The organism is Lentzea sp. NPDC036949 (genome assembly GCF_055608075.1).
Genome location: NZ_JBVJRA010000001.1, coordinates 123,637 through 142,051, shown reverse-complemented (window position 1 = coordinate 142,051; position 18,415 = coordinate 123,637). Strand labels below are relative to the sequence as shown.

The window sequence follows — 18,415 nt, the reverse complement described above, 5'->3', positions numbered from 1 at the left end:
CGCGCGCATGGACGTAGTGTGCCACATGTCGCGCCGTTCACGCTTCGGCGTCTCACACAGTGACCTGGGGGTCTTCATGAAGTACGTGCTCGGGGTGGCTGCTGCCCTCGTGCTGTCCGCCTTCACCGTTCCCGCCGCTCAGGCGGAGACCGGCTTCGCGTCGGTCGCGCTCACGCCCACCTCCGGCTGGCTGGTCGGGCCGGACGGCACCTGGAAGATCAGGGGCGGGTACGCGGGCGGCTTCGCGATCGACATCACGAACCGGTCGGCGGTCGACGTCGACGACCTGTACGTCCGCGTCTCGTTCCCGACTGACGAGCTGGAGGTCACCGGCTACGAGGGTGACCACTGGACGTGCTGGGACGTCGCGGGTGGTCCCGGCGTCGAGGGCGTCCACTGCCAGGCCGACTTCCTCGCGGTGCCGGACGAGGCGTTCCCGACGCTGACGCTGGGCACCAAGGGGCTCCAGCACCACACGGACAGCATCGACGTCTACGCCGAGAGCGCGGGCCACGACGACGTCCATGCCGGGGTCGCCTACGAGGTCGACACGAGCACCTGATCGAACCTGCTCGTCGAACACATGGTCGGGCGGTACCGGATTTGTCGGTGCCGCCCGGTACCGTGGATGGACGATGAGCGCCTTGTTCGACTTGCCCTCAAGTCCCCCCGTTTCCCGCGCTGGCCACCTGCTCGACGACCTGAACCCCGCGCAGCGCCGTGCCGTGGAGCACGCCGGCACGCCCCTGCTCGTGGTGGCGGGCGCCGGCTCCGGCAAGACGCGCGTCCTCACCCGGCGGATCGCGTACCTGTTGGCGGAGCGCGACGTGCACCCCGGCGAGATCATGGCCATCACGTTCACGAACAAGGCCGCCGCGGAGATGAAGGAGCGCGTCGCCGACATGGTGGGCGCGCGCGCCCGTTCGATGTGGGTGTCGACGTTCCACTCGATGTGCGTGCGGGTCATGCGCCGCGAGGCGAAGACGCTGGGCATGTCGTCGAACTTCTCGATCTACGACAGCGACGACACGCGCCGGCTCATCACGCTCGTCGCCCGCGACCTGGACCTCGACCCGAAGAAGTACGCGGCGCGCACGCTGGCCGTGCACGTCTCGAACCTCAAGAACGAGCTGGTCGACCCGGAGACGGCGACCGCGCAGGCGACGAACGACCTGGAGCGCCGCGTCGCCGAGGTCTACACCGTCTACCAGCGGCGGCTGACCGAGTCGAACTCGCTCGACTTCGACGACCTGATCATGAAGACGGTCGAGCTGCTGCAGACGTTCCCGGACGTGGCCGAGCACTACCGCCGCCGCTTCCGGCACGTGCTGGTCGACGAGTACCAGGACACGAACCACGCGCAGTACACGCTGGTGCGCGAGCTCGTCGGCAAGGCGGGCGGCGAGCTCCCGCCGGCCGAGCTGTGCGTGGTGGGCGACGCCGACCAGTCGATCTACGCGTTCCGCGGCGCGACGATCCGCAACATCGTGGAGTTCGAGCGGGACTACCCGGACGCCACGACGATCCTGCTCGAGCAGAACTACCGCTCCACGCAGAACATCCTGACCGCGGCGAACGCGGTGATCTCGCGCAACGCGAACCGCCGCGACAAGACGTTGTGGAGCGACCTCGGCGAGGGCGAGAAGATCGTCGGCTACGTCGCGGACAACGAGCACGACGAGGCCGCGTTCGTGGCCAACGAGATCGACCGGCTGGTCGACGGCGGCGAGGTCAACAACTCCGAGATCGCCGTCTTCTACCGCACGAACAACCAGTCGCGCGTGTTCGAGGAGATCTTCATCCGCCTCGGCCTGCCGTACCGGGTCGTCGGCGGTGTCCGCTTCTACGAGCGGCGCGAGGTGCGCGACGCGCTGGCCTACCTGCGCACGCTGGCCAACCCCGAGGACACGGTGTCGTTGCGCCGCATCCTCAACGTGCCCAAGCGCGGCATCGGCGACCGGGCGGAGGCCTGCGTCTCCGCCTACGCCGAACGCGAGCGGATCAGCTTCGCCGCGGCCCTGCGCGAGGCCGTCCACGACCGCGTCCCGATGCTGAACCCGCGCTCCCGCAACGCGATCGCCGGTTTCGTCGAGATGATGGACGCGCTCGGTGAGATGGTCGCCCGCGAGGACGACGTGGCCGACATCCTCGAAGCGGTGCTGGAGCAGACCGGCTACCGCACCGAGCTGGAGGCCAGCGAGGACCCGCAGGACCACACCCGCGTGGAGAACCTGAACGAGCTCGTCACGGTGGCCCGCGAGTTCACCGAGCTGGAACTCCCCGAGGGCGCGGAGCCGGTGCCGTCGCTGCCCGCGTTCCTGGAGCGCGTGTCGCTGGTCGCGGACGCCGACTCGATCCCCGACGCCGAGTCCGACGGCGTGGTCACCCTGATGACCATCCACACCGCCAAGGGCCTGGAGTACCCGGTCGTCTTCTCGACGGGCTGGGAGGACGGCGTCTTCCCGCACATGCGCGCCCTGGGCGACCCGGCCGAGCTGGCCGAGGAACGCCGCCTCGCCTACGTGGGCATCACCCGCGCCCAGCGCCGCCTGTACCTCTCCCGCGCACTGGTCCGCTCCGCCTGGGGCCAGCCCTCGGCGAACCCGGCCTCCCGCTTCCTCGGCGAGATCCCCCAGGACCTCATCGACTGGCGCCGCGTGGAACCCTCCCGCTCCGCCCCCGCCGCGGCCACGACCTGGGGCCGTTCGGCGGCCTCCAGCGGCGGCATCGCCTCCCGCGGCCTCACCCGCCCCGCCCCCGGCAAGGCGGGCTGGAAGGACGCCCCGGCGATGAAGCTGGAGGTGGGGGACCGCGTCACCCACGACAAGTACGGCCTGGGCCGCGTCGTGGCCGTCGACGGCGCGGGTCTGCGCGCCACCGCCACGATCGACTTCGGCGGTTCGGGCACGGTCCGCCTGATGCTCATCGGCAGCGTGCCGATGACGAAGCTCTGACCGCACGAGCCAGCACACCCGCGCCGCCAACGCCGTCGTTGGCGGCGCGTGCTGTTTCGGCGCCGTGCACCCGCGCGCTCGGCGGGGCGTTTCGCTGACTTCACCTGTCCGGGTGACAGCCGGGACACCGGTCGCACCCGGTCTGACCTGCGACTTGAGTTGCGCTTGACCAAATTCACAGCAATTCGGAAAACCTGCGCAACTACCCGCAACCCCGTGCGTCTATGTGGGTGTCGCAAGCAGCACGGCCATCGGAACGTTCGGGGCGGTCCGGGGCAAGCAGGAGCAGCTCGCGCACGAAGGGGAGCGAAGGGACGGCGGGGGCCCAACTTCGCGGCGAAGGTGCGGCCGGACCGAACGGGAGAGCGGTCCGGCCGCATCGTTTTCACAGGTGGGGCGCGGTGCGCCGAAATTGTCAGACCCCCTGAGCACAATCGACCGCATGAGGAACTCGACTCGGCGGGAGTGCTCGCGGTGGATCACGTACTTGCTCAGGTTCTGCGCGAACGTGTGTTCGGCGATCTCGCGCGGCTCGAAGCTGGCGCGAGTGGGAACCCAGAGCACGCGGTCATGCTCGTGGAGGCCTGGCGGGCGCTCCTGCGCCTCCACGAGACGACGGAGAGCGGGGCCTGCCGGGGGTGCGGGCGCCGGTGGCGCAGGCGGATGTGCTCGGTCTGGCGGGTGGCGGTCGCTCACTTCGTCCGGCACGAGCGCGACTGCAGTGGCGCTTGAGGCTCCTGAGGCCCCAGGGGCGCCTGGAGCGACCCGGACCACCACAGCACCTGGCTCAAACCCGGAAAGCCCCTCAGGAGGCCGCTGGGCCGTAGTTCACCGCCGGACGAACCTGCGGAACCGGTCAGACCGTGACGCCGCGCTGGTTCAGCCAGGTCAGCGGATTGATCTTCTGGCCGCCCGGCTCCCAGACCTCGAAGTGCAGGTGGGGCCCGGTGGAGAAGCCGCGGTTGCCCATGCGGGCGATCTGCTGGCCCGCCTTGACGCGCTGGCCCTCGCTCACGTTGTAGTCGTTCACGTGGCCGTAGACGGTGATGGTGCCGTCGGCGTGCTGCACGCGGACCCAGAGGCCGAAGCCGGAGGCGGGACCCGCCTCGATCACGACGCCGTCGGCGGCGGAGAGGATCGGGGTGCCGATCGGGCCGGCGATGTCGATGCCGAGGTGCATGGTGCCCCAGCGGCCGCCGTAGCCGGAGGTGAACTCACCGGCGGCGGGGCGGACGAACTTCGGGCGCTTCTTCTCGGCCTCAGCGGCTTCGCGCTGGACGGTGAGCTGCTGGCTGCGCAGGAGCTTCGCGGCTTCCGCGGAGCCTTCCGACGTCGTCTTGGAGACCGCGAGGATCTGCGGCGCGGAGGCGGTGTCACCGCCCATGCCGTCGAAGGTGGCGGCGCCGCCGGTGTGGTTGGCGAGCTGGACGTCCTTGCCCTCGTCCGCGGCTGCCTGGCCGATCTGGCCGGCGCCGGCTGCGGCGAAGGCGCCCACTGCGACGGCGGCGACGACGATGCGTCCGCGCAGCGCCGACGGCGGCGGGGGGAGCCGGTGCGAGCTGACGGTGCGCGTGGAAGCGCGGTCGACTGCCTCTTCAAGCGCAGTGCGTTCAAAGCCGCCGGGGGAGCGGTGGTGACTCAAAGCTTGCCCTTCCGCCTTCGGGGAGCCTGGTCGGGTGGACTGCCGGGCGGGGGATTCCCGGTGAGTCAGATTTCGGGGTTCTGACTCGGTGTCCTTCTGTGACCAGACCGTGACAACGGACCGGGGGACAGTAACGGCGGCGAGCGCCGGAGGGCAAACCCCAGTTCGTTATGTCGACCGAATGGGCGGCGACCAGCAAGTTTCAACTGTCAACTGTGACGGTCGGTCAGCCCGGGCGCGTGACACGCCTCCCCACCGGCGGCGATGGGGTGAGTTGACGAGTCATCCATACGGGTGATGGCGGTAACAACGACGTGAAGCGTTCTCGTGTCAACCGGGAGGGAAAGGTGACCTGAATCACGTATCTGGTGCTCTTCGACGAGCAACGACGGGTGCTCCAGTCGGGCGTTGCGCTGCGGGACGATGACCTGGTCCATCTCCGACCAGACCACGACGAACCGGGTGCGGCACGGCCGGCAGGGCTCGGCGAGCTCGGAGAGGAGCTCCGAACCGGGGCGCAGCTGCCTGGTCAGCGAGGTCGGCATCAGATAGGCGGTGAGAGTGCCGTTGTGCGGAGTCCCCAAGGTCACGAGCGTGCGCACTCGTGAGTCGCCGTGCAGCCGTTGTACGTAATACCTGGCGATGAGACCGCCGAGTGAATGGCCGACGACGTGCACCTGGTCGGAACCGGTCTGCTCGCAGATCCGCTCGATCTGCTCCCCGAGCAGGGCGGCCGACCGCCGGACGTCGCCGGTCAGCGCGGTCAGCACGCTGTAGTTGACGGCGTGCACCACCCCGAAGCCCCGCCTCCGCAGCGCCCCCGACAGCACCGCGAAGGCGGAGCGGTTGTCCCCGATGCCGTGCACCAACACGATCGGGGTGCCCGCCGCGTCCATCGCCGAAACCACCAGCCCCCGCTGGCGGGGCGGCAGGCCGTCGGTGCGGTAGTGCCGGAAGTGGCCGTCCGGGCGCAGCTGCTCGGTGACGGCACCCCAGGGGTAGAGCACGGCGTGGGCGGTCAGCCAGACCGCCTCCATCGCCGCCCCGCGCACGCCGCCGGGCGTGGCCAGCGCACGCAGCGCGACCTTGGCTTCTTCGGTGATGTCGCGGGCCGTGTGCACACCTCGGCCGGCGCGATCGAGAACGGCGTCGGCGAGACGCCCCGTCCACGACCGGCCGTTGTCGCTCATGGGGGCGACGGTAAGTGATGATCTCACCGGAAAGGAGTACCCAGCGGCCCTTTTCCACAAGCGAACGCGTCCCGTCTCAACGGGCTTCGTTCACCTGCGTGAACAGGTGCGTCCGTTCGTCCGCCCACCTGGGGGACCACCGCCTTCCACCAGGGCGTCGGCGTGGCGGCGGGGTGTGGTCTTGCTAGGTTCGCCCGCGATGACTCGAACCGAGCTCGAGAACCAGACACCGGCGGTCACCCGGCTGCGCGTCGCGTGGGGCCTCGCCGCGGCAGGAGCCCTCCTCGCGACGATCGGGCCGTTGCTCGGCGTCGTGGACGGCAGTGCGCCGGCGTACACGTCATGGCCGCTGCTGGCCGTGCTCGCGCTGCTGCCTCCCGCGCTCGCGGGGGCGTTGTGGCTGCGCGGCCGCCCGTTCGTCGCGGCCGCGGTGCTCGCGGCGGTCGGTGCGTTCGCGCCCGGACGGCTGCTCGGCGACCTGCAGATCATCGGTCACACGATGACGGTGAGCAGGCCCGAGCTGTTCCGGCCGTCGGGGCTCGTGGCGCCGCCGACCGGTGCCGGGCTCTGGGTCCTCGTCCTCGGTCACGCGCTGGTGCTCGCCGGCGGTCTGCTCGCGGCGGGCCGGCTCGGCGTGCCCGCCGACGAGGAGGAGGACGCGCCGCGCCAGCTCGCGGTCCTGCTGCCGGTCACCGCGCTCGCCGCGATCGCGCTGCTGGGCGAGCCGTTCAGCTCCTCCGACGTCTACCTGCTGCCGCGCAGCCCGTGGGACCTGCCGGTGCTCGGGCTGGTCGGCGGGCTGCTGCTGGCCGTGGCCGCACCGCTGGTCGCCGCGCTCACCGGCAGCTCGTCCGACCCGGACACGCGCCGCGGCGGCATGCTCGGCGTGGCGCTCGGCCTGGCCGCGGTGGCCGTGCCGTCGCTGGCCGCCGGCCTGTTCGCGGACGGCCTCGGCGTCACCTGGGGCCCGGTCGTGGCGGTGCTGGTCGCCGTCGTGCTGGTGCTCCTGTCGTTCCGCGGTGCGCGCGCGGACAGGAGTGAGAAGGACGGGGCGGCGGAGCAGGTCGCCCTGCCCGCCCTGCACCGGCTGCACGCGGCCACGGGCGTGTTCGCCCTCCTGGCCGCCGTCGCCGCCGTCGTGGGCGCCCTCTCCCCGCTGATCGTGGTCGACGGCGAGGCACCGGTGGCCTACGCGGCCCGGCTGCTGTGGCCGACCGGCCTGGTGCTCGCGGTGCTGGGGCTGCTGATGTTCGTGCGCGCCGCCGCCGGCCGGGTCCGCCCGGCACTGGTCTTCACGGTCTACGCGACCCTGCTCGCGTCCGTGTTCTCCGTGCAGACGGTGAGCCTGGCCAGCCAGTCCGGCCTGGCCGAGCCGGCGCCGGGCTTCTGGCTGATGTCCGCGGTCTACCCGTTCGGGTTGATCGCGCTGGTGTGCGCGGCCGTCGCGGGCGGCGCCGAACGCGAGAGCGCCGAGCAGCGCAAGGCCGAGCGGGTGCCGGTCGCCGAGCTGGGCGCGGTGCTGCTGGCCGGGTTGTTCGCCGTGGGCGCGTTCGCGTTGCCGACGATGAAGGCCGCCGGCTACACCCCGCCGGACCTGCTCGGCAACTACGACCCGATCGTCTCCACGACGCTCGTCGCCGCGTTGCTGCTGGTCGTCACCGGCCTGGTCCTCGCGCTGCGGTCCCGCCCGGAACGCGGTGCGGCGGTGCTGGCCGGTGCGGCCGTGCTCGTCGGCGTCCGCGCGCTGGAGCTGCCGCTGACCGGTGACCGGGTCGAGGGGATGACCGCGGCACCGGGCACGTGGCTGGCGCTCGCGTCCGTGGTCGCGCTCCTGGTCGCGGCGGGCTCTATGGCGGCTCGCGCGAGCAGGTGAGAAGGCTCGCACCCGGCTTCCGCAGGGGCGCTGGAACGCACGTACGCATGCACGCGTGATCGACCTCACCGCCGTTGAGACCGACCTCACCGGGAGTGGCGTGCGAGCAGTAGGCGCAGGTCGATAGTGTCTGGGCCCAGCCGCGTCAAGTGGGTTCTGACGGCCCCTTGAGGACCACCCAGGCGCGGTGTTCCGACACCGACGTCGCAGGAGACCCGAGTGGACCTGTACGAGTACCAGGCGAAGGACCTCTTCGCCGCCCACGGCGTCCCGGTACTGCCGGGCGATGTGGCCACCAACCCCGCCGACGCCAAGGCCATCGCCGCGAAGTTCGGCCAGCCCGTCGTCGTCAAGGCCCAGGTCAAGACCGGTGGCCGCGGCAAGGCCGGCGGCGTGAAGCTGGCCAAGGACGCCGACGAGACCGAGGAGAAGGCGACCGCCATCCTCGGCCTCGACATCAAGGGGCACATCGTTCACCGCGTGCTGGTGACGCCCGCCTCCGACATCGCGGAGGAGTACTACTTCTCCTTCCTGCTCGACCGCGCCAACCGCACCTTCCTCGCCATGGCGAGCGTCGAGGGCGGCATGGACATCGAGGAGGTCGCGGCCACCAAGCCCGAGGCCCTCGCGAAGATCCACATCGACGCCATCCAGGGTGTCGACCAGGCCAAGGCGACCGAGATCGCCGACGCGGCGAACTTCCCGGCCGAGGTCAAGGACCAGGTCGTGGACGTCATCGTCAAGCTGTGGGAGACCTTCGTCGCGGAGGACGCCACGCTCGTCGAGGTCAACCCGCTGGTCCGCGACCCCGAGGGCAAGGTCATCGCCCTCGACGGCAAGGTCACGCTGGACGAGAACGCCGGCTTCCGCCACCCAGCCCACGCCGAGCTGGTCGACAAGCAGGCGGAGAACCCCCTCGAGGCCAAGGCCAAGGAGAAGGGGCTCAACTACGTCAAGCTCGACGGCGAGGTCGGCATCATCGGCAACGGTGCCGGTCTCGTGATGTCCACCCTGGACGTCGTCGCGTACGCCGGTGAGCAGTACGGCGTGAAGCCCGCGAACTTCCTCGACATCGGCGGCGGCGCGTCCGCCGAGGTCATGGCGAACGGCCTGGACGTCATCCTCGGCGACGAGGCCGTCCGCTCGGTCTTCGTCAACGTCTTCGGCGGCATCACCGCGTGCGACGCCGTGGCCAACGGCATCGTGAAGGCGCTGGAGATCCTCGGCGACTCGGCCACCAAGCCGCTCGTCGTCCGCCTGGACGGCAACAACGTGGAGGAGGGCCGCGCGATCCTCGCCGAGGCCAACCACCCGCTGGTGACCGTTGTCGACACGATGGACAACGCGGCCGCCAAGGCCGCCGAGCTCGCGGCTGCGGGGGTCTGAGTCAGATGGCTATCTTCCTCAACGAGAACAGCAAGGTCATCGTCCAGGGCATGACCGGTGCCGAGGGCACCAAGCACACCAAGCGCATGCTCGCGTCCGGCACGAACATCGTCGGTGGCGTGAACCCGCGCAAGGCGGGCGAGAAGGTCGACTTCGACGGCACCGTCCTCCCGGTCTTCGGCACCGTCAAGGAGGCCATGGAGGCCACCGGCGCGAACGTGACCGTGATCTTCGTCCCGCCGGCCTTCTCGAAGGCCGCCGTGGTCGAGGCGATCGACGCCGAGATCGAGCTGGCCGTCGTCATCACCGAGGGCATCCCGGTGCACGACACCGCCTACTTCTGGGCGCACGCCGTCGCGACGGGCAACAAGACCCGCATCATCGGCCCGAACTGCCCCGGCATCATCAGCCCCGGCAAGTCGAACGCCGGCATCATCCCCGCGAACATCGCGGGCAGCGGCAAGATCGGCCTCGTGTCGAAGTCGGGCACGCTGACCTACCAGATGATGCACGAGCTGCGGGACTTCGGTTTCTCCACCGCGATCGGCATCGGTGGCGACCCGATCATCGGCACCACGCACATCGACGCCCTGGAGGCCTTCGAGGCCGACGAGGAGACCGTCGCGATCGTGATGATCGGTGAGATCGGTGGTGACGCCGAGGAGCGCGCCGCGGCGTACATCAAGGAGAACGTGACCAAGCCGGTCGTCGGCTACGTCGCGGGCTTCACCGCTCCGGAGGGCAAGACCATGGGCCACGCCGGCGCCATCGTCTCGGGCTCCGCGGGCACCGCGCAGGCGAAGAAGGAGGCCCTCGAGGCCGCCGGCGTCAAGGTCGGCAAGACGCCGTCCGAGACCGCCGCCCTCATGCGCGAGATCATGAACGCCCTCTGACCCGAGCCGGTCTGAGCTGAACCGCACGCGGGGACCTTTCGTACCGTCATCGAGTACGAAAGGTCCCCGCGTGCGTCTGCGGCAGGGGTAATTTCGGGTCGGACGGGTTCGTGTGGCGGAACCGGCGTGATCCGGTCATCGTCTGAGCACACGCATCGACTAGCGTTTGGGATTCACCCAGCTGGAGGAGGAGACCTCGACATGTCCGTGCCTTACGGCGCACCCCAACAGCAGCCGCCGGGTCCGGCACCGCAGCAGCCCAGCGCCGCTCCCGGCGCGAGCAACCTCAACCTGGGCATGATCCTCCCGATGGTGGGCGCCGGTCTCGGCCTGGTCGCCTACCTGCTCGCCTTCTCCGACAGCGTCGGCGGCGTGACGTGGATCCTGGCGGCCGCCGCGCTCGCCGCTCTCACGCTCCTGCCGAACGCCCCGAGGTTCCTGCCGGTCGCCGCCGCGCTCGCCGCGGTGCAGACGCTGGAACTGCTCCAGGGCATCATCAAGGCCTCGTCGGTCGACGGCCTCGCGATCGTGCTGCTGATCGTCTCGCTGCTGCAGACCGCCGCGCTCGTGCTGGCGTTGCTGCTCGGCGAGGGCATCGTGAAGTTCGACCCGAAGCCGGCGAACCCGTACGCGGGCCAGCCCGGTGGCTGGAACCCGCAGTCGGGCGCGTTCCCGCAGCAGGGCCACCAGCACCAGCAGCAGCACGCCGCTCCGCAGCAGCAGTTCGGCCAGCAGCCGCAGCAGCAGGCACCGCAGCAGCAACAGCAGTTCGGTCAGCAGCCGCAGCAGCCGCAGCAGCCGGGTCAGCCGCCGCAGCAGACGAGCTTCATGCCGCAGCCGGGCCAGTTCGGTTCGCCGGGCACGCCGCCCGGTGGCTTCGGCGGCCCGCAGCAGTAAGCAGTCGGGGCGTCTGCAAGTACCACCGACTTCGTGTTGGTAGTACTTGCAGACGCCGTGGGCAGGAGGGGCGGTACCGGACCACGGTGCCGCCCCTCCTGCGTGCGGCGAGCCTCATCCGGATGGACCAGCCGGCCTGACACAGTGGGGAAATGCCCGTGCTGCAACGCGACGTGACCCGCGAGGTGACGGCGGTGCGCCCGCCGGAGTTCTCGCGTGCCGAACGCATGCGCGTCCTCGCCGCGGCCGCCGTCGGTTCGGTGGTGGTCGGCTACGCCGCCGTCGCCGCCCTGCTCGCGCTGATCACGGCCACCGCCACGTACGCCGACTTCGACACCGCCGGCGTGCTCACGGGCGCCGCGCCCGCCTGGCTCGCCGCGCACCACGTGCCGCTGCGCTTCGAGGCGGGCCAGCTCGGCGTGCTGCCGCTGCTGCCGACGGCGCTGCTGATGCTGCTGGTCGGCAGGACCGCCGCGGGCACCGCCGACCGGCTCGGCCTCTACGAACCGCTGCAGGCCCGTTCCGTGGTCCTGAGCATCTCCGGCGCCCACGCGGTGGTGGGCGGCATGATCGCGCTGCTGATGGGCGACGACGGGCTCGTGCGCGCGACGCCGGCCGTCGCGTTCTTCGGCTGCGCCGCGGTCTCCGGTGTCGCTGCCACGGTCGGCGTGGCCCGCCGCTGCGGCCTGGTGGAGCTGGTGTTCGACAAGCTCGACCCGGTGGCGTTCCAGGGGCTGCGGTCCGGCTTCATGGCGTTGTTCGCGCTCTTCAGCGCCGGTGCGCTGGCGGTGGCGGCCGGGCTCGCGATCTCGTGGCCCAAGACCGCGGAGCTGTTCGCCGACGCGGGTCCGTCGGTCGGTGTCGGGCTCGGCGTGTGGCTGCTGTGCCTGGGCTACCTGCCGAACGCCGTCGTCGCCGGCCTGTCCTACGTCGCGGGCTCCGGTTTCTCGATGGGCCTGGTCGAGGTCACGCCGCTGACGTTCACCGGTGGTCAGGTGCCCGGTGTGCCGCTGCTCGCGGCGATGCCGGAGGGCGAGCACCTGCTCAGCCCGGCCGTGCTCGTCGTGCCCCCGCTGATCGGCGCGTTCGTCGGGTGGACCTGCCGCAAGGTGTCCGACCGGCCCACGTCGCGGCTGCGGGCGGTGCTGGTCGCCGCGATCACCGCGGCCGTCGGCAGCCTGGTGCTCGCCGCGACGGCGGGCGGGCGGCTCGCCGGTGGTGCGTTCGACCCGGTCACCATCCCCGCCGGCCTGCTCGGGCTGCTCGTGGCGCTGTGGGTGCTGGTGCCGGGAGCACTCGTCGCGTGGCTCGCCGGGGCGCGGGTGAAGCCGGTCGTGGCCGCAGACGCCGAGTTCGTCGAGCCGGACTTCGTCGAGGACGCCGAGGCCGTGGATGAGGAGGTCGTCTTCGAGGACGACGAGCTCACCGACCAGCTCCAGGTCGTGGCGGCCGACGAGTTCGAGGTCGAGGAGGACCTCGACGACGACTACTACGACGACGAGGCCGAGTACGACGAAGCCGAGTACGACGACGACGCTGACGCCGAGTACGACGACGACGACGAGGACGACGAGGCCGTCGCCGACGAAGCTGTCGCCGACGAGGACGAGGACGAGTACGAGGACGACGTCGCCGAGGACGAGCCCGTCGACGAGGACAAGAGCTCCGAACCCGAAGTGGTGGAAGAGGAAGACTTCGACGCGGAGTTCGACGAGATGCTCGGCATGGGTCCGGAGGAGGACCTGGACGACAAGCCGCGGCGGTGACGACCTAAACTGCCCCTGAGCTGCTGCAACACCGCTGCAAGACCAGGAGTAGACGCTGAGCACCGAACTTCGGCTTCCCACACCGGCGCGCGTCGTCGTGCTCGTCTCCGGTTCCGGAACCCTCATGCAGGCGTTGCTGGACGCCACCGACCTCCCGATCGAGGTGGTCGCCGTCGGCGCGGACCGCGAGGACATCGAGGGCCTCAAGCGCGCCGAACGGGCGGGCGTCCCGCACTTCGCCGTCAAGCTGCGCGACCACGCCGACCGGGCCGCGTGGGACGTCGCGCTGACCGAGGCGGTCGCCGCGCACGAGCCCGACCTGGTCGTGTCCGCCGGCTTCATGAAGATCATCGGGCCGGAGTTCCTGGCCCGCTTCGGCGGCCGGATGATCAACACCCACCCCGCGCTGCTGCCGGCGTTCCCCGGCGCGCACGGCGTCCGCGACGCGCTGGACTACGGCGTGCGCGTGACCGGGTCGACCGTGCACCTCGTCGACGCGGGCGTGGACACCGGGCCGATCCTGGCGCAGGAGGCCGTTGTCGTCGAACCCGGCGACACCGAGGAGACCCTGCACGAACGCATCAAGGTCGTCGAACGCCGGCTGCTCGTCGAGACGGTCGGCAGGCTGGCCCGCGAGGGCTGCACCGTGAACGGACGAAAGGTGAGCATTCCGTGAGCACTCCCGCCGAGAGGCGACCGGTCCGTCGGGCACTGGTCGGTGTCTCCGACAAGGCCGGCCTGCTGGAACTGGCCACCGGCCTGCACGCGGCCGGAGTCGAGATCGTGTCGACCGGCGGCACCGCGAAGGTGCTGGCCGCCGCCGGTGTGCCGGTCACGCCGGTCGAGGAGGTCACCGGGTTCCCCGAGTGCCTCGACGGCCGCGTGAAGACGCTGCACCCGCGCGTGCACGCCGGTCTGCTCGCGGACCTGCGCAAGGAGACGCACGCGCAGCAGTTGCGCGACATGGACATCGCGCCGTTCGACCTGCTGGTCGTGAACCTGTACCCGTTCACCCAGACCGTGGCGTCCGGTGCTTCGCCGGACGAGTGCGTCGAGCAGATCGACATCGGCGGCCCGGCGATGGTGCGCGCGTCGGCGAAGAACCACGCGAACGTGGCCGTGGTCGTCGACCCCGCGCGCTACGACTGGGTGCTGGAGAACGTGCGCGAGGGCGGCTTCACCCTGGCCGACCGCCAGCGCCTGGCCGCGGACGCGTTCCGGCACACCGCGACCTACGACGTGGCCGTGGCGTCCTGGATGGGCAACGCCCTGGCGCCCGACGACGAGGGTTCGGGCTTCCCCGGCTGGGTCGGCGCGACCTGGAACCGCTCGAACGTGCTGCGCTACGGCGAGAACCCGCACCAGCACGCCGCGATCTACGCGCAGGGCGACGGCCGTGTGGGTCTCGCGTCGGCGAAGCAGTTGCACGGCAAGGAGATGTCGTACAACAACTACCTCGACGGCGATGCCGCGTGGCGCGCCGCGTGGGACCACGAGCGCCCCTGCGTCGCGATCATCAAGCACGCCAACCCGTGCGGCATCGCGGTGTCCGACGTGAGCATCGCGGACGCGCACCGCAAGGCGCACGAGTGCGACCCGGTCAGCGCGTTCGGCGGCATCATCGCGGCCAACCGCGAGGTCACCGTGGAGATGGCCGAGTTCGTCTCGGAGATCTTCACCGAGGTGGTCATCGCTCCGTCCTATGCGGACGGTGCGGTGGAGGTGTTGCAGCGCAAGAAGAACGTGCGCATCCTGGTTGCCGAGGCACCTGCTCGCGGTGGTGCGGAGATGCGCCCGGTTTCCGGCGGCCTGCTGCTGCAGCAGCGCGACGCGATCGACGCCGACGGCGACTCGCCCGCCAACTGGACGCTGGCGTGCGGCAAGCCCGCCGACGAGCAGACGCTGGCGGACCTGGAGTTCGCGTGGCGCGCGATCCGCGCGGTCAAGTCGAACGCGATCCTGCTGGCGGACAACGGTGCCACCGTCGGCGTCGGCATGGGCCAGGTCAACCGGGTCGACTCGTCGCACCTCGCGGTGAAGCGCGCGGGTGAGCGGGCCAAGGGCGCGGTGGCGGCCTCGGACGCGTTCTTCCCGTTCCCGGACGGCCTCGAGGTGCTGCTGAACGCGGGTGTGCGCGCGGTCGTGCAGCCCGGCGGTTCGGTCCGCGATCCCGAGGTGATCGCGAAGGCCGAGGCGGCCGGCGTGACGCTGTACCTGACCGGAACGCGCCACTTCGCGCACTGATCGGTGCTGTGAGGAGGGGCCGCTTCCCTTGGGGGAGCGGCCCCTTCGCGTCTCAGAGCTTGGCGAGCATCTCCTCGGCGATGCCCTTGGCCGCGGCCTCGAACTCGGCGGTGTCCCCGCGCTTCGGGCTGAACAGCCCGACGTCCCAGCCGGTGTGGTCGACCTCGACCACGTGGTCGCCCTTGCGCGCGATGATCGAGATGTCGGTGAACGCCGACGTGCCGTCCATCAGCACGGCGGTGGCCTCGTCACCGAGACCGTCGATCGGCTTCTGCCGCGGTGTGCCCTGAGTGTTGGCCATGGCCATCTGCACGGCCTCCTGGTACGCCCTGTCCTCTTCCTTCGCGTCCTGCGTGACGTACACGTCGGTGTTGCGCAGGCCTTCGCCGTCGACACCCTCGGTCTGGTTCCAGGAGCAGATCGTGCGCTTGCCCCTGCCCAGGTCGGTCTCCGACGAGCCGAGCCCGTTCGGGTTGGTCGTGCGCGCCTTCTTCAGCGCCGCCTCGGAGACGTTCGAACAAGCCGCGGGCAGTTGGTCGGCACGCTTGGGAGAGCCGCCGTCCTCGTGGGCGCCGAGGTACAGGACCGCGGCGGTGATGCCGCCGCCGAGGACCAGCAGCGCGACGATCGACAGGGCGATGATGACCGGCGCCTTGCTCTTACCGGGTGGTTGCGGCGGACCCCAGCCGGGCTGCTGCGGGTGACCCCGGTACTGCTGCTGCGGTGGTTGCCGGTGCCAGCCGTGCGGAGGTGGTTGGTTCACTGTTTCCCCAGATAGCGGTGCTGTTCGAGCCACCGTAGAGGACCGTCCGGACCCGTGTGCGCATGTCCACCGAAAGGGTGACACCCCAGCATTGACACAGGGGTGCTTGGACGCGCTACGATCATGACGTTCGTTCGAACAAGAGTTCGAATAAGCAAGTCGCCGAACTTCCCGCGGCGATCGTGCACAGGGGTGCGCACGATCAGGACGGGAGGTGGGTGGAGTGTCGAGGTCGGCAACGGCGTCGTTGGCCGCGCTCGGGGTGAACCCGGCCAGCGAGCTGACCCGCTCTTCCACCGACCAGACCACGGGGCGGGTGCTGCCGGTTCGCGGGGAACTGGCGGACCTGCTGCCGTGGGGCGGCTTGCGGCGTGGCAGCACGGTGTCGGTGGGCGGGTCGACATCGTTGCTGCTCGCCCTGCTGGCGGGTGCGACCGCGGACGGCTGTTGGGCCGCCGTGGTCGGCCTGCCGCAGGTGGGGGTGCTGGCCGCGGCCGAGCTCGGGGTCTCGGTGCAGCGGCTGGCACTCGTCCCACACCCCGGCACCGATCCCGGCCCGGTGATCGCCGCCCTGCTGGACGGCCTCGACCTCGTCGCCGTCGGCTGCCCCCTGCCCCCTTCGCTGGCCCGCCGCCTCACCGCCCGCGCCCGGCAACGCCGCGCCGTGCTGATCGCGTTCGGCACCTGGCCCTCTCCCGACGTGGAGCTGACGGCGGAGTCCGTGCGCTGGAACCGGCTCGACGACGGCGCCGGCACCCTGCGCCGCCAGCAGATCGACGTCCGCACCGGCGGCCGCGGCTCCGCAGGCCGCCCGCGCACCGCGGTGCTGACGTTCGGCGAGGAAGAAATCGAGCTCCCGCTGGTGACCGGTGACCCGGTCCGGCCCGACGAGCCGGCTGATGCCGGTCCGGGCCGGTCTGACGAGCCGGTCACCAGGCGGGTGAACGCGTTGGGGGACAAGCGCTCTGCCGCTGAACGCGCGGCTGCGGTCGTGGCCAGGTGGGCGGCGGCCGAGAGGGACGAGCTGGCTGCCCGGCGGGGGCGGCAGGGGGAGCGGGTGCGGCGGGCGGAAGGGACGCGGCAGGGGGAGCAGGAGCTGCGGGCCCAGCGGGCGCGGCAGGCGGAGGGGGCTGAGCGGGCGTGGGAGGCGGAGCAGGCGCAGCAGGCGGAGCGGGCCCAGCAGGCAGAGCGGACGCGCACGCTCGCGCAGGGGTCCCCTTCGGCCTGGGATCCCCCACATTCCATTCTCCCAGGCACCACCGACAGTTCCGGCGCAGCGGAGCCGCGGTGAAGGACACCCGGCTGCTCGTCGTCTGGTGCCCCGACTGGCCCGTGATCGCCGCCTGTGCCGCCACGGGCACCAGCCCGCACGTCCCGGTGGTCGTGGTCGACGGCAACGAGGTCGTGGCCACCTCGGCCGTCGCGCGGGCCGAGGGGGTCCGCAGGGCCATGCGCCGGCGGATGGCCGAGGCGATGTGTCCCGAGCTCGTCACGTTCGAGCACGAGCCGCAGCGGGATGCGCGGTTCTTCGAGCCGGTCGCGGAGGCGGTCGAGGAGCTCGCGCCCGGTGTCGAGGTGGTGGAGCCGGGGGTGGTGGCGGTGCAGGCGCGGGGGCCGATCACGTACTTCGGCGGTGCCGAGCGGGCGGCTGAGCGGCTGGTCGACCACGTCGCGGCCAGGACCGGCACGGAGGCGCAGGTCGGGGTGGCCGACAGCCTGTTCGCCGCCACGAAGGCCGCGCACCGCAACGTGATCGTGCCGCCACACCGGACCGCGGAGTTCCTCCGGCCGCTCGGTGTGCACGAGCTGGCGGAGCCGGGGCTCGTTGACCTGCTCAGGAGGCTCGGGTTGAAGACGCTCGGCGCGTTCGCGGACGTGCCGGAGAACGCGGTGGCGTCCCGGTTCGGCGGTTCGGCCACGAGGCAGCACCGGTTGGCGCGCGGGTTGTCGGAGCGGCCGCTCGACAAGCGCAGGCCGGCGCCGGAGCTGGCGGTCGCGGAGACGTTCGACGAACCGGTCGACCGGGTCGACTCGGCCGCGTTCGCCGCGCGGACGCTGGCGGCGAGGCTGCACGCCAACCTCGCTGACCGCGGGCTCGCGTGCACCCGGCTCGGCATCCACGCCCGCACCGAACGCGACGAGGAGCTGCACCGCGTGTGGCGGGCCGCGGAACCGTTGACACCGCGGGGGATCGCGGACCGGGTGCGGTGGCAGCTGGACGGCTGGCTCACCCGTGAACGGCTCACGTCGGGCATCCGGACGCTCACCCTCGAACCCGCCGAGGTCGTCGACGGCACCGCGTTGCAGCTCGGGTTGTGGGGGCAGGACGACGAACGCGCGGTCAGGGCGTTGCTGCACGTGCAGGGGTTGCTGGGGCCGGACGCGGTGCTGGTGCCGGTGCTCGACGGCGGACGCGGGCCGCGGGAGCGGGTCAGGCTCGTGCCGTGGGGGGACGAGCGGACGCCGGCGCTCAACCCGGACCACCCGTGGCCCGGCCGCCTCACCCGCGCTCCCGCCACGCTCAGGGACGAACCCGCCGCGCTGAGGGACGCGAACGGCGGCGAGGTCGGTGTGACCGGACGGCTTGAGCTCACGGCACGGCCGCGGCAGGTCACCGCGAACGGCAGAACGCGGGACGTGGTCGCGTGGGCGGGCCCGTGGCCGGTGGACGAGCGGTGGTGGGCACCGGACGCGCACCGGGCGGCACGGGTGCAGGTGCAGACCGAGGACCAGGCGTTCCTGTTGATCCGCAGGGACCAGAGGTGGTTCCTGGAAGGGGTGTACGACTGATGTTCGACGACTACGAC

At 71.4% G+C, this 18,415-nt stretch carries 14 protein-coding genes; 11 read left to right on the top strand and 3 right to left on the bottom strand.

The genetic code is table 11. The features are described from left to right. Nucleotides 1-76 precede the first annotated feature (76 nt). On the top strand, nt 77-562 hold the full coding sequence (locus ACZ7CD_RS00690; RefSeq protein ID WP_470370049.1) for a hypothetical protein: 486 nt from the start codon (nt 77-79) through the stop codon (nt 560-562). A gap of 73 nt (nt 563-635) precedes the next feature. Continuing rightward, entirely contained in the window at nt 636-2,954 is a 2,319-nt protein-coding gene (pcrA, locus tag ACZ7CD_RS00685) for a DNA helicase PcrA (RefSeq protein ID WP_360395865.1), read from the top strand. Nucleotides 2,955-3,810: 856 nt separating this feature from the next. Here pcrA and ACZ7CD_RS00680 read toward each other — a convergent pair. Next, nucleotides 3,811-4,449, bottom strand: a complete 639-nt coding sequence (locus ACZ7CD_RS00680) for a M23 family metallopeptidase (RefSeq protein ID WP_360395867.1) — start codon at nt 4,447-4,449, stop codon at nt 3,811-3,813. A 356-nt stretch (nt 4,450-4,805) separates the two neighbouring features. Continuing rightward, nucleotides 4,806-5,786, bottom strand: coding sequence for an esterase/lipase family protein (locus tag ACZ7CD_RS00675; RefSeq protein ID WP_360395869.1), 981 nt, complete (start codon nt 5,784-5,786; stop codon nt 4,806-4,808). 199 nt (nt 5,787-5,985) lie between these two features. Between ACZ7CD_RS00675 and ACZ7CD_RS00670 the strand changes: the two genes are divergently transcribed. The 7 genes from ACZ7CD_RS00670 to purH all read left to right on the top strand — a co-directional run bounded on the left by ACZ7CD_RS00670 (nt 5,986) and on the right by purH (nt 14,845). Further along, nucleotides 5,986-7,659, top strand: coding sequence for a hypothetical protein (locus ACZ7CD_RS00670; protein ID WP_470378116.1), 1,674 nt, complete (start codon nt 5,986-5,988; stop codon nt 7,657-7,659). Nucleotides 7,660-7,878: 219 nt separating this feature from the next. Then, on the top strand, nt 7,879-9,045 hold the full coding sequence (gene sucC / locus ACZ7CD_RS00665) for an ADP-forming succinate--CoA ligase subunit beta (protein ID WP_360395872.1): 1,167 nt from the start codon (nt 7,879-7,881) through the stop codon (nt 9,043-9,045). A 5-nt stretch (nt 9,046-9,050) separates the two neighbouring features. Next, nucleotides 9,051-9,938 (top strand): succinate--CoA ligase subunit alpha, encoded by an 888-nt coding sequence (gene sucD / locus ACZ7CD_RS00660; RefSeq protein ID WP_236215987.1) that lies wholly within the window; start codon nt 9,051-9,053, stop codon nt 9,936-9,938. 201 nt (nt 9,939-10,139) lie between these two features. Continuing rightward, the gene (locus tag ACZ7CD_RS00655) at nt 10,140-10,835 is read left to right on the top strand and encodes a DUF5336 domain-containing protein (protein WP_360395873.1); all 696 of its coding nucleotides are present in this window, start codon (nt 10,140-10,142) and stop codon (nt 10,833-10,835) included. A gap of 152 nt (nt 10,836-10,987) precedes the next feature. Beyond that, complete coding sequence (locus tag ACZ7CD_RS00650; RefSeq protein WP_470378115.1) at nt 10,988-12,601, top strand: cell division protein PerM; 1,614 nt, start codon at nt 10,988-10,990, stop codon at nt 12,599-12,601. A 124-nt stretch (nt 12,602-12,725) separates the two neighbouring features. Continuing rightward, the gene (purN, locus tag ACZ7CD_RS00645; protein ID WP_458430220.1) at nt 12,726-13,277 is read left to right on the top strand and encodes a phosphoribosylglycinamide formyltransferase; all 552 of its coding nucleotides are present in this window, start codon (nt 12,726-12,728) and stop codon (nt 13,275-13,277) included. Continuing rightward, the gene (purH, locus tag ACZ7CD_RS00640; protein ID WP_360395876.1) at nt 13,274-14,845 is read left to right on the top strand and encodes a bifunctional phosphoribosylaminoimidazolecarboxamide formyltransferase/IMP cyclohydrolase; all 1,572 of its coding nucleotides are present in this window, start codon (nt 13,274-13,276) and stop codon (nt 14,843-14,845) included. The genes purN and purH overlap by 4 nt, the downstream gene beginning before the upstream one ends. A 52-nt stretch (nt 14,846-14,897) precedes the next feature. On the opposite strand, the gene ACZ7CD_RS00635 is transcribed toward purH, so the two are convergent. Continuing rightward, nucleotides 14,898-15,608 carry a hypothetical protein gene (locus ACZ7CD_RS00635; RefSeq protein ID WP_458430221.1) on the bottom strand — a complete coding sequence of 237 codons (711 nt, stop codon included), beginning with the start codon at nt 15,606-15,608 and terminating at the stop codon, nt 14,898-14,900. A 223-nt stretch (nt 15,609-15,831) separates the two neighbouring features. Here ACZ7CD_RS00635 and ACZ7CD_RS00630 point away from each other — a divergent pair, with 223 nt between their 5' ends. Both ACZ7CD_RS00630 and ACZ7CD_RS00625 read left to right on the top strand, forming a co-directional pair. Further along, nucleotides 15,832-16,899: a hypothetical protein gene (locus ACZ7CD_RS00630; RefSeq protein ID WP_470378114.1), complete on the top strand. Its 1,068-nt coding sequence runs from the start codon at nt 15,832-15,834 to the stop codon at nt 16,897-16,899. Further along, nucleotides 16,896-18,398, top strand: a complete 1,503-nt coding sequence (locus ACZ7CD_RS00625) for a DNA polymerase Y family protein (protein WP_470378113.1) — start codon at nt 16,896-16,898, stop codon at nt 18,396-18,398. The genes ACZ7CD_RS00630 and ACZ7CD_RS00625 overlap by 4 nt, the downstream gene beginning before the upstream one ends. The last annotated feature ends 17 nt before the right edge of the window (nt 18,399-18,415 follow it).

Coding starts and splice junctions, on each gene's coding strand:
- ACZ7CD_RS00690 (WP_470370049.1), top strand. CDS start 77: ATGAAGTACGTGCTCGGGGTGGCTGCTGCCCTCGTGCTGTCCGCCTTC.
- pcrA (WP_360395865.1), top strand. CDS start 636: ATGAGCGCCTTGTTCGACTTGCCCTCAAGTCCCCCCGTTTCCCGCGCT.
- ACZ7CD_RS00675 (WP_360395869.1), bottom strand. CDS start 5,786: ATGAGCGACAACGGCCGGTCGTGGACGGGGCGTCTCGCCGACGCCGTT.
- ACZ7CD_RS00670 (WP_470378116.1), top strand. CDS start 5,986: ATGACTCGAACCGAGCTCGAGAACCAGACACCGGCGGTCACCCGGCTG.
- sucD (WP_236215987.1), top strand. CDS start 9,051: ATGGCTATCTTCCTCAACGAGAACAGCAAGGTCATCGTCCAGGGCATG.
- ACZ7CD_RS00655 (WP_360395873.1), top strand. CDS start 10,140: ATGTCCGTGCCTTACGGCGCACCCCAACAGCAGCCGCCGGGTCCGGCA.
- ACZ7CD_RS00650 (WP_470378115.1), top strand. CDS start 10,988: ATGCCCGTGCTGCAACGCGACGTGACCCGCGAGGTGACGGCGGTGCGC.
- purN (WP_458430220.1), top strand. CDS start 12,726: ATGCAGGCGTTGCTGGACGCCACCGACCTCCCGATCGAGGTGGTCGCC.